Source organism: Thermodesulfobacteriota bacterium (assembly GCA_040756475.1).
Taxonomy (GTDB): Bacteria; Desulfobacterota; Deferrisomatia; order Deferrisomatales; family JACRMM01; genus JBFLZB01.
This window is the reverse complement of sequence record JBFLZB010000029.1, coordinates 19,071-33,435: the sequence shown is the minus strand read 5'-3', so window position 1 is coordinate 33,435 and position 14,365 is coordinate 19,071. Positions and strand designations below refer to the sequence as shown.

At 71.9% G+C, this 14,365-nt stretch carries 12 protein-coding genes; 1 reads left to right on the top strand and 11 read right to left on the bottom strand.

Annotation, left to right across the window (positions count from 1 at the left end; translation table 11 throughout):
• The 8 genes from glp to AB1578_06360 all read right to left on the bottom strand — a co-directional run.
• Positions 1-1,019, bottom strand: a 1,019-nt coding sequence (gene glp, locus AB1578_06395; GenBank protein ID MEW6487528.1) for a gephyrin-like molybdotransferase Glp, incomplete at its 3' end; no start/stop codon positions are given.
• 447 nt (positions 1,020-1,466) lie between these two features.
• Positions 1,467-2,129: a protein-L-isoaspartate(D-aspartate) O-methyltransferase gene (locus tag AB1578_06390; GenBank protein ID MEW6487527.1), complete on the bottom strand. Its 663-nt coding sequence runs from the start codon at positions 2,127-2,129 to the stop codon at positions 1,467-1,469.
• 121 nt (positions 2,130-2,250) lie between these two features.
• The gene (locus AB1578_06385) at positions 2,251-2,832 is read right to left on the bottom strand and encodes a gliding-motility protein MglA (GenBank protein ID MEW6487526.1); all 582 of its coding nucleotides are present in this window, start codon (positions 2,830-2,832) and stop codon (positions 2,251-2,253) included.
• A 6-nt stretch (positions 2,833-2,838) separates the two neighbouring features.
• Positions 2,839-3,339 (bottom strand): roadblock/LC7 domain-containing protein, encoded by a 501-nt coding sequence (locus AB1578_06380; protein MEW6487525.1) that lies wholly within the window; start codon positions 3,337-3,339, stop codon positions 2,839-2,841.
• Positions 3,336-4,073, bottom strand: a complete 738-nt coding sequence (locus tag AB1578_06375) for a response regulator (protein MEW6487524.1) — start codon at positions 4,071-4,073, stop codon at positions 3,336-3,338. The genes AB1578_06380 and AB1578_06375 overlap by 4 nt, the downstream gene beginning before the upstream one ends.
• Positions 4,074-4,081: 8 nt before the next feature.
• Positions 4,082-5,437: an exodeoxyribonuclease VII large subunit gene (gene xseA, locus AB1578_06370; protein MEW6487523.1), complete on the bottom strand. Its 1,356-nt coding sequence runs from the start codon at positions 5,435-5,437 to the stop codon at positions 4,082-4,084.
• Positions 5,430-6,476 (bottom strand): RNA polymerase factor sigma-32, encoded by a 1,047-nt coding sequence (locus AB1578_06365; protein ID MEW6487522.1) that lies wholly within the window; start codon positions 6,474-6,476, stop codon positions 5,430-5,432. Before AB1578_06365 ends, xseA begins: the two co-directional genes overlap by 8 nt.
• A 791-nt stretch (positions 6,477-7,267) precedes the next feature.
• Positions 7,268-7,699: a thioesterase family protein gene (locus AB1578_06360; protein ID MEW6487521.1), complete on the bottom strand. Its 432-nt coding sequence runs from the start codon at positions 7,697-7,699 to the stop codon at positions 7,268-7,270.
• 272 nt (positions 7,700-7,971) lie between these two features.
• On the opposite strand from AB1578_06360, the gene AB1578_06355 reads away from it, so the two are divergent.
• A complete protein-coding gene (locus AB1578_06355; GenBank protein MEW6487520.1) occupies positions 7,972-8,784 on the top strand; it encodes a TSUP family transporter in 813 nt (270 codons plus the stop codon).
• A gap of 115 nt (positions 8,785-8,899) precedes the next feature.
• Here the strand turns inward: AB1578_06355 and AB1578_06350 are convergent, their stop codons facing one another.
• From AB1578_06350 to iorA, 3 genes are all read right to left on the bottom strand, one after another.
• Positions 8,900-11,440: an ATP-binding protein gene (locus AB1578_06350; protein MEW6487519.1), complete on the bottom strand. Its 2,541-nt coding sequence runs from the start codon at positions 11,438-11,440 to the stop codon at positions 8,900-8,902.
• Between the two features lie 298 nt (positions 11,441-11,738).
• Positions 11,739-12,323: an indolepyruvate oxidoreductase subunit beta gene (locus AB1578_06345; GenBank protein ID MEW6487518.1), complete on the bottom strand. Its 585-nt coding sequence runs from the start codon at positions 12,321-12,323 to the stop codon at positions 11,739-11,741.
• A complete protein-coding gene (gene iorA, locus AB1578_06340; protein ID MEW6487517.1) occupies positions 12,316-14,082 on the bottom strand; it encodes an indolepyruvate ferredoxin oxidoreductase subunit alpha in 1,767 nt (588 codons plus the stop codon). The genes AB1578_06345 and iorA overlap by 8 nt, the downstream gene beginning before the upstream one ends.
• Positions 14,083-14,365 lie beyond the last annotated feature (283 nt).

Sequence of the window (14,365 nt, the reverse complement as noted above, 5' to 3'; positions counted from 1 at the left end):
CCCCCCCGCTCCCCCTTGCCCGGCCCCCCCCCCCCCCCCCCCCCCCCCGCCCCCCCGGGCCGGACCGCCCGGCGGCTGCCCTGAAGGCGCAGGAGCGCCGGGCGCACGAACTCCTCGAAGCCCACCATGGCGCTCACCGGGTTGCCCGGGAGGCCGAACACCGGCACCCGCCCCTTCCAGCCGAAGACCACCGGTTTTCCGGGCTTCATGGCCACCTTCCAGAACCGCACCTCGACCCCCGAGGCGGCGAGCACGGGCCTCACGAAATCGTAGTCGCCCATGGAGACGCCTCCCGTGGTCAGGAGCGCGTCGGCGCCGGCCGCCCGTCCCAGCATTTCCCGCAGCCCTTCCGGATCGTCGCGGCCGATGCCCAGCACCACCGGCACCCCGCCGGCGTCGGCAACCTGGGCCGCGAGCCCGTAGGAGTTGGAGTTGTAGATCTTTCCCCCGTCGGCGGGGGCGTCCAGGTCCACGATCTCGTCCCCCGTGGCGAGGATCGCCACCCGGGGCCGCTGATACACGAGCACGAACGAGCGCCCCAGGCTGGCGAGCATGGCCACCTCGGGGGGCCGCACCGGCGTACCCCGGGGCAGCACCACCTCTCCCGCGCGCACGTCCTCCCCCGCGGGCCGGATGTTCGCCGTGCCCCCGGCCACCCGCTCCAACTGCACCCACTCCCCCTCGGCCCCGGTGTCTTCCACGGGAACCACCAGATCTGCCCCCGGCGGCACCGGCGCCCCGGTCATGATCTTCACCGCCTCCCCGGGCCCCAGGGGCTGCCGGTCGGGCGACCCCGCGGGAGCCTGACCCACCACCCGCAGCCGCGCCCCCTCCCGGGCGTCCTCCCGGCGGCAGGCGTACCCGTCCATGGCCGAGTTGTCCCGGGGCGGCAGGTCCCGTGCCGCCGCCACGTCCTCCGCCAGCACCCTCCCCCGGGCGTCCAGCAGCGACACCTTCTCGGGGGGAAGCGGCGAGAGCTCGCCGAGGATCGTTTCGATGGCTTGGGCCACGGAAATCATGCGTCGTTCCAACGGCCGGGCGGGGCACCCGGTCCGGCAGCGGGTGAGTGGGGGATCGTGCGTCGGGGATGCTAGCAACCGGCGCCGAAGAGCGTCAAGGAAAGGGGGGGCACCAGAATCCACCACCAAATCTTTGGGGCGGGGTCCGGGAGTCCTGGAGCGCAGCCCCGTACCGCCTCGACCGAACCGCAGCAACGAGGCCGAAAGCGGTGAGGCTCGGCGCGCCGGCTCCCTCGGCTACGCTGCCTCCGGACATCGCGGATTACGGGGCGGAGCGCAAGGGCTCCCGGACCCCGCTTGCCACCTAGGTGGTGGATCGTGGCGCAGCGGGGAGGCTTGCGCGGGGTCGTGTCGGGCTACTGCCGGCTTACGACCTTTCCCCCCAGCACCTGCTCGATCTGCCGCAGGGCCCACTGGTGGTCGATCATGAGGAGCGCACGGCGCATCTCACCACCCCTCCTCCCCCACCAGCGGGACGAAACGGCACCCCCCGAGGTTTTCTTCGCGGTAGCTGCCTCCCCTGCGGGTCACCCGCACCAGCTCCTGGTAGCCCCGGTCGCCCACGGGGATGACCAGTACGCCCCCGTCGGGGTCGAGCTGGGCCTTGAGGGCCCCGGGCACCCGCGGACCGCCCGCGGTGACGACGATGCCCCGGAAGGGCGCCTCGCCGGGGAGGCCCAGGGTGCCGTCGCCCTCGTGCACCCGCACCGCGCCGTACCCCAGGGCCGCCAGACGCCGGGCGGCCTCCCGGGCCAGGGCCGGCTCACGCTCCACCGTGTGCACCTCGCACCCCATCTCGGCCAGCACCGCAGCCTGGTATCCGGACCCGGTGCCCACCTCCAGCACCTTGCCGCCGGCGCCCAGGCCCAGGGCCTCGGTCATGAGGGCCACCATGTAGGGCTGGGAGATGGTCTGGCCCTGGCCGATGGGCAGGGGAGTGTCGTCGTAGGCCATGCCGCGCTGCCCCTCGGAGACGAAGGCGTGCCTCGGGACGCGGCCCATGGCCTCGAGCACCCGGGCATCCCGGATGCCCCGGGCCCGGAGCTGGCGACGCACCATCTCCCTTCGCAGGTCGTCCCAGGGGGGTTCGGCGATGGCGTTAAGGCTCACGGCGCCTCGGCACGTCCCGGCATGCCAGCCGGGGGAGGATGGGGCAATGAAGCGTGCAGCGTAGCGGCCGAAGGGGCCCTGTCAACGGATGTCCGCAGGGCAGGGAAGGTTGAGAGTCGGATCAATGGCGCAGGGTCTGGAGGACGTCCTTGGCGACGGTGCGCAGGGTCTCAAAGACGCCCAAGCCCTTGGGGGCGACGGCCTCGAACTCCCGCAGGCCCGGAGAGCCCAGGGCCCGCCGCAGCTCGGGAACGGGCAGGGCCCCTTCCACGTCGCGCTTGTTGTACTGGATGACCGTGGGGAGCTTGGACAGGGAGAGGCCGTAGGCACCGAGATTCTGGAGGAGCCCGTCCCAGGACTCGGCGTTGGCGTCGACCCGCAGCGCCTGGCTGTCGGCCACGAAGATGAGGCCGTCGACGCCCTTCAGGATGAGCTTCCTGCTGGCCTCGTAGAAGATCTGCCCGGGCACCGTGTAGAGGTGGAAGCGAACCTGGAAGCCGCCCACCGAGCCCAGGCTCATGGGCAGAAAATCGAAGAAGAGGGTCCGCTCGGTCTCGGTGGCGAGGCTGATGAGGCGGCCCTTGGCCCCCGTAGGCGCCTTGGCGTACAGGTAGCGGAGGTTGGTGGTCTTTCCCGAGAGGCCGGGCCCGTAGTACACGAGCTTGACGTTGATCTCCCGGGTCGAGTAGTTGACGAAGGCCATCGAGCCTCAGAAGGTGAAGAGATCGTCGATGTCTTTCTCGCTGATCTCACACAGGGGGTTGAGGTCGAGCCGGTCCACCACGCTCATCCTGCGGATGATCCGGTCCACCACCCCGTCGATGTCTTCGGCGGCCTTGCGCACCCGCAGCCGCACCAGCCCCAGGGAGGCCTCGTTGCCGAAGATCACCGCCAGGATGATCCGGTTGCCGATGAGGCTGATGTGGATGCTGTCGTTCTTGCCCTGGTGGAAGAGGATGGTGAAGTCCTTCTCCCCCACGAGCTGCGCCATGGTGGCGGTGGCGGCGATGTTGGAGGCCGCCAGCGAGCAGAAGCTCATGAGATCGAGCCCCCCGGTGTCGCCCCAGTCGACCACGAGCTGGCCCGCCGTGTCCATGAGCAGCACCGCCTTGGCCCGCGCCTCCCCGTGGACCCGGGAGAGGATCCTCCGCAGGGCCGAGTGCTCTTCCTCGTACACCACGAGCTGGGGAATGCCCTCCTTGAGGCTCACCGGGGCTCCTCCTCCCTGTCCAGGTCCAGGATGCGCTCCCCCGCCACGTAGGGCTTGGAGGCCAGCACCCGCACCCGCTCCAGGCGCTTGAGGATGTCGCGGATCCGCAGGGCGTTGTCCTGGATCAGCCGGCTCTTGTGCATCACGTCCTCGTCTTCGGCATGGCGCCGGGCCAGGGCCTCGGCACTCATGAGGATCGCCGCGAGGGGATTGTTCACCTCGTGGGAGATGCTGGCGATCACCTCCCGCAAGGTTCGCAGCCGCTCCGCCTGGGTGGCCTCCCCCTGCTGCCTGCGACGAGTGACGATCGAGCCCAGGCGGGCCCGAAGCTCCTGGATGTCGAAGGGCTTTACCAGATAGTCATCGGCCAGTGCCCGAACTTTCTTGACCTCGTCGGCTTCTCCCGCCGGTGCGGCGAGCACCATGACCGCAAGCCCACGGGTCGCCTGCGCCCCGGAGAGCCTCCCCAGGAACTCGGCCGCGCGCAGGTCGGGCAGCCCCTCGTCCAGCAGGATGACATCGGGCAGGAGCGACCGGGCCCGCTCGACCCCTTCCTCCCCGGTGAGAGCCGAGAACACCCGAAACCCGTAACCCTCCAGGTAAAGCTCCAGGAAACGCACCAGGGCGGGGTCGTCGTCGACCACCAGGACCCGGGCACCGGCCACCTCGGCGCCGGCCGACGGGCCCCGGATCACCACATCGACTGGATCCGCCGCTTCCCCGCTTCCGCTCACCCCGGCCCTCATCCCTCCCCCCGCACGCCGGTCACCCGGCAGTCGAGCTCTCCCCGGGAGAGCCTCACCTCCAGGGCCTCGTCGACGCGGCAGGACGCGGCGTCTCGAACCAGCCCCCCTGACCGGCGCCTCACCAAGGCGTATCCCCGTCCCAGCACAGCCAGGGGACTCAGGGCCCGCAGCTCCCCCTCCCGCTGGAGTATCTCCCGCCGGCGCAGCGCCAACGCACCGTCGGGCCAGGCCTGGAGGCGCTCCTCCAGGCGACCCAGCCGCTCGCGGCCCGCACCCAGGCAGCGCTCGGGGGCAAGCCGCGCCAGCCGGGTCTCGGCCGCGGCCACCCGTGCCCGGGTGCGCAACACCCGGCGCACGAGGGCTGCCTCCAGGGCCTCGGCCCTCCGATCCAGGGCGATGCGCAGCCGCGCGACCCGGGCCGCGGGAGACCGGAGCGCCGGGTCGAGGCGCTCCACCTCCCGACGCCACTGCCCGAGCCGGCGCAGGACGGCGCTGCCGAGGCGCTCCCCGGCGCTTCGGACCTGGTCGCCCCATCGGGCCCACTCGCGCACGGCGAGCTCGGCGGCCGCCGAAGGGGTGGGCGCCCGCAGGTCCGCCGCGAAGTCCACCAGGGTGACATCGATCTCGTGGCCCACCGCGGCGATGACCGGCACCGGGCAAGCCGCCACCGCCCGCACCAGGGCCTCCTCGTTGAACGCCGAGAGATCCTCCGCACTTCCGCCTCCGCGGCCCAGCACGATCACCTCCACCTCGGGGTGGGACGCGGCCAGGGCCAGCGCCGCCCGCAGCGCGGCGGCCGCCCCCTCGCCCTGCACCGCCGCCGGGGCCAGGTAGACCGAGACACCCGGGGCCCTGCGCCGCAGCACCTGGAGCACGTCGCGAAGGGCTGCCCCCGTGGGCGAGGTCACCACCCCGACGGCCCGGGGCAGCGGGGGGAGCGGCCGCTTGCGCTCCGGCGCGAAGAGCCCCTCGGCCGCGAGCCGGCGCTTGAGGGCCTCGAGCTCTAGGCGGGCCAGGCCCTCCCCCAGGGGCTCCAGGTCCTCGACCACGAGCTGCACGTCCCCCCGGGCCTCATAGAGGGTGAGCCGCCCCCGGGCCAGCACCCGGGCCCCGTCCTCCAGCTCGAGGCGCAGCAGGCGCACCACGGCGCGAAAACACACGGCGCGTAGCTGCGCCCGCTCGTCGCTCAGGGTGAAATAGGCGTGGCCCGACGAGGGCACGCGCAGGTTGGTCACCTCCCCCTCGACCCACACCGACGCAAACCCGGCCTCCAGGGCCTGGCGCGCCCGGGCCACCAGGTCGCCCACCGTGAGGATCTCGCCCGGCTCCGGGCGCCACGGGGCGCTACCCACGCAGCAACTCCCCCAATCCCTCGGTCCGCCCCAGGAAGTCCTTGAGGCGGCGCTTCACGTCGGCCTCGAGCTGGCGCACCCGCTCCCGCGAGACCCCGAACTCCTCGCCCAGCTCCCGCAGGGTCACGGGCTCCTCGGCCAGGAGCCTGCGGTCGAAGATGGCGCGCTCGCGATCCTCCAGCCCTTCTCGGAACTGGGCAAACTGGGTCCGCACCAGGGCCCGGAGCTCCCGGTTGGCGAGCCGCTCGCTCACGTCCTCGCCCAGGTCGGCCACGAACTCCAGGCGGCTCGCCTCCGAGTCGGCGTCCACCGGGGCGTCGAGGGAGACGTCGGACCCCGACAGGCGCTTCTCCATCTCCACCACCTCGTCCTCGCGCACGTTGAGGCGGGCGGCGATGAGCTTGGGCTCGGGCCGGAACCCCTCGGCCTCGAGCTCCCGCCTGGCCTTCTTGAGGTTGAAGAAGAGGCGGCGCTGGTTCTGGGTCGTCCCCACCTTCACCAAAGACCAGTTGTTGAGGACGTAGCGGATGATGTACGCGCGAATCCACCAGGCCGCGTACGAGGAAAGCTTGACCCCCCGGTAGGGATCGAACTTCTCCACCGCCCGCATGAGCCCGATGTTGCCCTCCTGGATCAGGTCCATGAGGTTCGAGAAGTTGCGGCGAAACTCGTAGGCGATCTTTACCACCAGCCGCAGGTTGGCCAGCACCAGCGTGTAGGCCGCCCGCAGGTCCCCGTCCTCCTGGAGCTTGCGGGCCAGGCGGACCTCTTCCTCCTGAGTGATCAGGGGGTAGCGGCTCACCTCGGCCATGTACTGCTGCAACGGCCCGCTCTCCACCAGATCGGTGGAGGGCATGGCCCCAAGGTCCTCTTCTTCGAAGTAGCCGTGCCCCCGGTCCTCGCTCTGCGCGAAGCCCCCTTCTGGCTCCTCGGGGTCGAGGATCTCGGGCTCCACGACCTCGGAGACTTCCTCGCCTCCGGGAGGCGAAGGCTCCCGGAGAACCGGGGCCGGCAGATCGTCGCGCTCGTCCAAGGGCATGGTTCGGGATCGGGGGCACCCCCAGGGGAACCGCTCTGCGCCCTCCGGGGGGGCGAATCCGGAAGGCGCCGATGCTTCGCGGCGAGCCCGCCTTGCCCCAGGACCGATGCGGGCAAGACGGCATACGCGCGCCCAAGCTGGAAACAGGCATCCTACGAGATGAATAGGGGGATTGCAATTGTCGGAGACCCCTACGTTCTCAAGTCTGGGATCATCGGGGCGTCACCAGGTGCTCCCGGAGGTCGGGTTCCTCGACTACGCGCAGGGGCCCCTGGACGTGGGGTGGTTCGCGGCCGGGGCCGGCGGCGAAACGAAGCGGGCGTAACCGGCCGGCCGCTCTCTATCCGAAGGACAACGAGAAGCGAGTGTAGGAGCCTGCTCCCGCAGGCGACTTGCCGCGCCAGCGGCAGGGAGAAGGGTCGGCCTTCGGCCGACATCGCCAGCAGGAGCTGGCGCCTACAGAGGAACCGGACCGGATCCGCGCTCGACCGGTTACGCCCAAACGAAACGAGGCCGCTCCGGCGACGCGGCGCCAGGGACGGCCTCGGCTCCCCACGGATTGTCTCGCACCCCCGCCCATCGTTGCCCTCCCCGCTCGACCTTTGGCCCTTCTACCCCACCCCCCGGGCGGGGGCCAAGACGGCCCCTGGGACCGCGTTCGGACGGGAGGGCGCAGGGCACGCAAGCGAAAATGCGAGACTCCTCTTGCCCCCTCTTCCCAGAGCGCCTTGTCCGGAGCTTGAGGTGGCGGGTGACCGGTTCCAAGCTCCCGGATGTCGGTCGGGTCGGAGTCAGCCGGCCAGAGAGCGCGCCGCCTCGGCCTCGAAGAGCGCCCGGAGCTCGCCGGCCAGGGGGACGGCCCGACCGGTTTCGCTCGAGACGATGACGAAGGTCACGTCGGCCTGGGCCACCACGGTGTCGGTGCCCCGAAGGCGCACCACCTGGTGCACGACGCCGCTTCGGTTTCCAAGGGCCTTGAGGCCGGTGTCGATCTCCAGCACCTCGCCGAGGGCGGCGGGCCGGCGGTAGTCGATGTTGATGTTCACGACGGAAAACCCCAGGCCCCGGGCCAGCAGCGCCCCCAGGTCGGCGCGGCCCTCGAGCCACTGCCAGCGGCCTTCTTCGAGGAACTCGAGATACCGGGCGTTGTTGACGTGCCCGTAGAGGTCCAGGTGGTAGCCCCGCACCGTGATCTCGGTGCGCCGGGTGCCGTGCTCTCCCATGACTCTTCTCCTCGTCGTCCGGTCTTCGAGATTCCTGCTCCGCCCCCCACCCTGCCCTCTCCCCCGGGGGGGGTGAGGGGATGGCGGGCCCCCATGGTATCTCGATGCATAAGTTCGCGTGGCGAATGTATTCGTTCCCTGCCAACGCCGTGCGCGGCTCGCTCGTCAGCGGTTTCGCACACGCACTTGTGGTTTGGGGTACTAGGCTCTCCCCCGGCGCCGGTGGTAGAGTGCGCGCCTTCCCCCAGCCGGCCCCGGGCCGCAGGAACGCCGTGGACCCCCTGACCCTGCCCGTCGCCCTCGCCCTCTTCGCCGCCGCGGCATTCGCGGGGTGCATCGACGCCATCGCGGGGGGCGGGGGGCTCATTACGCTGCCGGCGCTGCTCGCGGCGGGGCTGAGCCCCGCCCAGGCCCTGGGCACGAACAAGCTCCAGAGCAGCTTCGGCAGCTTCTCCGCCGCCTGGAACTTCGTCCGCCGCGGGCGGGTGGACCTGCGCCAGATGGCCGGGTGCGCGGCGTGCACGTTCGCGGGTGCGGCGCTGGGCTCGGCGGTGGTGCAGAGGCTCCGGGCGGACTTCCTCTCGGGGCTCCTCCCCTTTCTTCTGGTGGGGATCGCCGCCTACTTCCTCTTCTCGCCCCGGGTGGGCGAGGTGGACTCCCACCGGCGCATGGGGCTGCGCACCTTCTCGGCCACGGCCGGCTTCGGCATCGGGTTCTATGACGGGTTCTTCGGGCCGGGCACGGGGTCCTTCCTGGCGCTGGCCTTCGTGGGCCTCCTGGGGTTCAACCTGGCCAAGGCCACGGCCCACGCCAAGCTCCTCAACTTCGCGAGCAACCTCGCCTCGCTCCTGGTCTTCCTGGCGGGGGGCGAGATCGTGTGGGCCGCGGGGCTGGTGATGGCGGCGGGCCAGTTCGCCGGGGCGCGCCTGGGGTCGAACCTGGTGATGGACCGGGGCGCCCGCCTGGTGCGCCCGGTCCTGGTCGCCGTGTCGCTGGCGCTCACCGCGCGGCTCCTCCTGACCGACGACGCGGGCCTGGTGCGGGCCGCCTGGGGCCGGGTCGCGGGGCTCCTGGGGGGAGGCTAGGCGCAGGGACCCACTGCGGTTCTCCGTCGGCCGGCCGGTTTCGGGCCGATCAAGACGGGCACGGGACCGGCGCACCGGGTGGGAAAGCCCCCGGGGGTGCCGGGAGCCGTCCAGGTCAGGCGGAGCCCGCGCCCTCGCCGGCTTCGCCTTCTGCCTGAAGGCGCTCGATCACGCGCCGGAGCTCGGCGGAAAGCTTTGCGAACAGGGCGGGAGCCTCGGCCAGGTCACCGCTCTCGCCGTGCCGCTCCAACTGTTCCGCCCAGCGGGCCGCCTCGGCCGCCCGGAGAATCACCAGCGAGCCCCGCAGCCGATGTGCCTGGGCAGCCGCGCCGGAAGCGTCTCCCCGCTCCAGGCAGGCGCCGATCTCGCGTAGCTGCTCGGGAGCGCCGGCGCAAAACTGGGCCAAGATCGCTCGAAAGGCCCTTCCGCCGCCTCCGAGCTGGTTCCGCAGCGCGGTGACGTCCACCGGCGAAGGCTCCCCCTCCGGGGCCCACCGCGTCACCTTCTCCCGGAGGATCTCGAGGGAAACCGGCTTGGCGACGTAGTCGTCCATGCCGGCCTCCAGGCACCGCTGCCGATCGCCCTCCATGGCGTGGGCGGTCAGGCCCACGATGGGCACCCGGCACCCCCCTTCCCGGAGGAGGCGGGTGGCCTCGAAGCCGTCCATCTCGGGCATCTGGACGTCCATGAAGACGAGCTGGAAGGTCTCGGCCGCGAACGCCTCGAGCGCCTCCCGGCCGTCGGCCGCACAGGCCACTTCGGCACCCAGCTTCCCGAGGAGCGCCTCCGCGAGCATCCGGTTCACCGGGTTGTCCTCGACCACCAGGATCCGGGGCCGAGCGCCTCCGGCGGCTCGGGGAAGGGCGCGCTCCCCGGGCGCCGGGAGCGCAGCGGGCTCGGCCGGAGCGGTCCGGCTCTCCACCGCCAGGGGCACGTCGAAATAAAAGGTGCTTCCCTCCCCCGGCCGACTCTCGACCCATAGCTTCCCGCCCATCTGCTGCGCGAGGCGCCGGGAGAGGCTGAGGCCGATCCCCGTGCCCCCGCGAGACCGGCTGGGGGAGCCGTCGACCTGCCGGAAGGGCTCGAAGATCGTTTCGAGTTCGCTCGCCGGGATCCCGATGCCCGTGTCCCGTACCGAGAAGCGAAGCCACACGGAGCCCTCCCAAGCCGCGCCCGGCATCGGCTCGGCGCGCAGGACCACTTCTCCCCGGTCGGTGAACCGGACGGCGTTGCCGACCAGGTTGAGGAGCACCTGCCGCACCCTGCCGGGATCACCCACGAGGACGGGAGGCAGGGCCGGGTCCACCCGGCTCACCAGCTCGATCCCCTTCTGTCGGGCCTGCACGCGCAGGAGCTGGGCCGCCCCCTCCACGAGCCCGGAGAGGCTGAAGGCGGTCCTGGCGATCTCCAGGAACCCCGCCTCGATCTTCGAGAGGTCGAGCACGTCGTTGATCACCGCCAGGAGCGCGTCGGCCGAGGCGTGGATCATTTCGGCGTACCGGCGCTGCTGCCCCGTAAGCTCGGTGTCGAGGAGCAGGCCCGCCATGCCCAGGATCCCGTTCATCGGCGTGCGGATCTCGTGGCTCATGTTGGCCAGGAACTGGCTCTTCGCCTCCGAGGCGGCATCCGCCGCCTGCTTGGCCACGGCGAGCTCCTCGCGCTGCCTCTGGTAGGTCTGCGCCGCCCGGCGGCTGGCCAGGAAGGCCAGAAGAAGCCCCAGGCCCGCGATCGTCCCCCCGGTCACCACCCCGACGACCCAGGCCCTCTCGCGCAGGGGAGCGTAGGCTTCCTCCCGGTCCATCTTCGCGACGAGGAACCAGGGAGAATCGGGGACGGCTCGGGTCACGGCCAGCACCGGGACGCCCCGGTAGTCGACCCCCTCCATGGGCCCCTCTTCGCCTCGGGCCGCCCGCGCCGCCGGAAGGAGGGCCTCGCCCAGGGGAAGCGAGAAGGCCAGCGCCGTCGCCTTGGCGTGCCGGAGCTCGTTGAGGAAGACGACCTCGTCGCCGCGCCGCTCGACCAGCAACGTCTCCGCGGTCCGGCTCGGAACCGGCCACCTTTGCAGGAACGGGTAGAGAAAGCCGTTGGGATCGACCTCTAGCACGAACACCCCCAGCCCGGCCCCCCCGCCCCCGTCGGGATCGGGGGCCGGCACAAGGATGCTCAAGGTCACCTCCGCCTCCGGTCCCGCCCGGGACAGCCTCGTCAGCTCAGGCTGCTCTTCCCCCGACAGCGTTCCCGCCCGCTCCCGAAGGCCCGGCCCCGGCCGGGCGCCGGCAGGCTCGGCCATCTGCAGCCCGCCCCCGGGGTCCAGAAAGAAGATCGCCCGGTAGTCGTAGCTCTCGCGCAGAGTGCGCAGCCACCGGGCCACGTCGGCGTGCAGGCGCCCGTCCGAGGGCTCGGAGAGACGCCCGCCCACCGCCCGCAGAAACAGGGGATTCCCGGTGAGCACCCTGGCATCCGCCAGCCGCTCCCTGCGCCAGGATGCGAGCTCGCCGGCCTTGAGGTCGGCCACGGCCGAGAGCTCGGCGAAACGGTTCTCCGCGATCCTCGCCCGGTAGTGGAGGTGGTAGGAGACCCCCACGACCCCGATGCCGGCCGCCACCAGGGCGAACACCCACCGGAACGGAAAGGAGAAGGGAGCGGCTCCGCTCACGGCAGGACCCCTCCCGGGGGGGCGCCCCAAACCAGCGGAAGGCACACGGGGACCTGTCCGGGCGACTCGGCCCCCGGGTGCGGACCCCGCCGTTGGATCGGGTGTACCCTTTCGGCCGGGCTCCCTCATGACGTCACCCCCGAGAAGCGGTTCCCCCCCTCTCCCTCGATCAAGATCGGTATCGGTATCGGGGTCCGGGTCGATTTCGATTTCGATTTCGATGGGGACGGCGCATCCCGTCCCGACCCGGGTTGTGCCGCCCGCGGACCGTGCAGGTCCGAGACGGCTCGGGGCGCGCCTACGGGAGCTCCCGCCCCCGGCGAAAGGCCCGGAGATTCAGGTCGAGGTGCCCGGCCTTTACACTTTGCACAATGGCTTTTTCCCAAGCATCCATGGGCAGCTCCAACGCTGTAGACATGGCTCCAAGGAGTAGCAGGTTGACCGCCCGGTGGTCCCCCAGGGCCCGGGCTTCGGCCACGGCGTCGGCGTACACCAGGCGCGGGAAGACCCGCTGGAGGCGCGCCTGCGCGTCCGCCGGGTAGGCGGCCTGGCCCGAGGAGACCGTGGCGGGGACGATCACCTGGGAGGAGACCACGGCGAGCCCGTCGGGGGCCAGGAGCTGGTGGTAGCGCAGGGCCTCGATGCTCTCCAGGGCCCCCAGCACCCGGGCGGTGCCCGGCTCCACCAGCGGGCTCCACACCCGGGAGCCGTAGCGCACCTGGGCGATGACCGAGCCGCCCCGCTGGGCCATGCCGTGGACCTCGTTGGTCTTGACGTCGAACCCGGCGGCAATGGCGGCCCGGGCGGCGATCTCGCTTGCCAGGAGCACCCCCTGCCCTCCCACCCCCACCAGCACCAGGCTCGTCACCGGCTGCTCAGCCATGGCCGCCCTCCTCCCCTTCCGTCCGCACGGCGTCGAGTTTGCAGACCTGCCCGCACATCCCGCACCCCAGGCACAGGAGCTCGTTGATCCGCACCGCTTCGGCGTCGCTCTCGATGGCCGGGCACCCGAGCTTGACGCAGCTCCCGCACTGGACGCAGGCCTCGGGGTCGATGCGCCGGGGCGGACCCAGCCGGCTCCGGGTGTGCAGCGGGCACGGGGCCCGGGAGACCACCAGCGACGGCTCGGGCGCCTCCACCTCGGCCTTGAGGGCCGCCGCGGTGGCCTTGAGGTCGTAGGGGTCCACGGTGACGACCCGGCGGATGCCGCAGGCCCGCCCCAGGGCCTCGATGGAAACCTCTCCGGTGGGCTCCCCCATGAGGGTGCGGCCCGTGCCCGGGTGGTCCTGGTGGCCGGTCATGGCGGTGGTGCGGTTGTCCACCACGATGATCGTGGAGCCGCCCCGGTTGTAGGCGATGTCGAGCAGCCCCGTGATGCCCGAGTGGAAGAAGGTGGAGTCCCCCACGATGCCGACCACCTTTCGGGGCTCCCCCGCCCGGTCCATGCCGTGGGCCATGGTGACCCCGGCCCCCATGCACAGGATCGTGTCGGTGCGGTTGAGGGGCGGGAACACCCCCAGGCTGTAGCACCCGATGTCGCCGGTGACCACCACGTCGAGCTTGCCCAGGCCGTGGAAGACGCCCCGGTGGGGGCACCCGGGGCAGAGCACCGGGGGGCGGCCCGGCAGGTCCGCGGCCTCGGGGGCCAGGGGCACCGATGCGGCGGCGGGGTCGCGCCCCTCGAGCCGGGCCCGGGTCTCCCGCAGGCGGGCGGCGGAGAGCTCGCCGATCCGGGCCACCACGTCCTTGCCCCGGCAGAGGACCCCCAGGGCCTTTACGTGCTCCTCCACGATGTCGTCGAGCTCCTCCACCACGAGCACCTGCTCGACCCCCGCGGCAAACTCCTGCAGGAGCGCGTCCGGAAAGGGGTAGCACCAGGAGAGCTTGAGCACCGAGGCCTCGGGAAAGACCTCCTTCACATACCCGTAGGCCACCCCCACCGCAACGATGCCGAGCCGCCGGTCGGCCCATTCCAAGCGGTTGGCGGAAGAGCGGCTGGCCTCCTCGGCGAGCCGGCCCAGGCGCTCCTCCACCTTGACCCGCATCTTGCGGCCCCAGATGGGGATGGGCACGTACCGGGGAGGGTCGCGCTCGAAGGCGACGGCGGGCGGGGTCCGGCGCTCCCCGCGGGTCACGAGCCCCCGGGAGTGGCTCACCCGGGTGGTGGTGCGCAGGATCACCGGGGTCTCGAAGCGCTCGGACACCTCGAAGGCCAGGGCCACCAGCTCCTTGGCCTCGCCGGAGTCGGCCGGCTCGAAGACCGGGATCTTGGCGAACCGGGCGTAGTGGCGGGTGTCTTGCTCGTTCTGGGAGGAGTGCTGGCCCGGGTCGTCGGCCACGCACGCCACGAAGCCGCCCCGGGTGCCGATGTAGGATAGCGTCATGAGGGGGTCGGCAGCCACGTTGAGGCCCACGTGCTTCATGGTGCAGGCGGCCCGGGCCCCGGCCAGGGCGGCCCCGGCCGCCACCTCGAAGGCCACCTTCTCGTTGGGGCTCCACTCGCAGTAGACCTCGTCCTTGTAGCGGCTGAGGGCTTCGAGGATCTCGGTGGAGGGGGTGCCCGGGTAGCCCGCCGCCACGGTGACGCCGGCCTCGTACAGGCCCCGGGCCAGGGCCTCGTTGCCGGAAAGGAGCTCGCTCATGGGGCCTCCGGTGGGAAACAGGAAAGTTGACTTGTCTTGTAGCAGTCTCGAGCCGCCCCCGGCAAGGGCGGGCCGCACCCCAAATCCACCGCCTCTTCTTGGGGCGGGTTCGGGGAGCCCCGGACCGTAGCCGCGCCCCGCAACGACCGAGGGGCCCGACCCTCCCTGCGGGGACGACGCTCGTCGCACCGGGTCCCCCGGGGCTGCCTCCTCAAACTGTCGCGGATTGCGCGGCGAAGGGGAGGGGCTCCCCGAACCCGCTCTCCGCTCACCCGTAGATCCG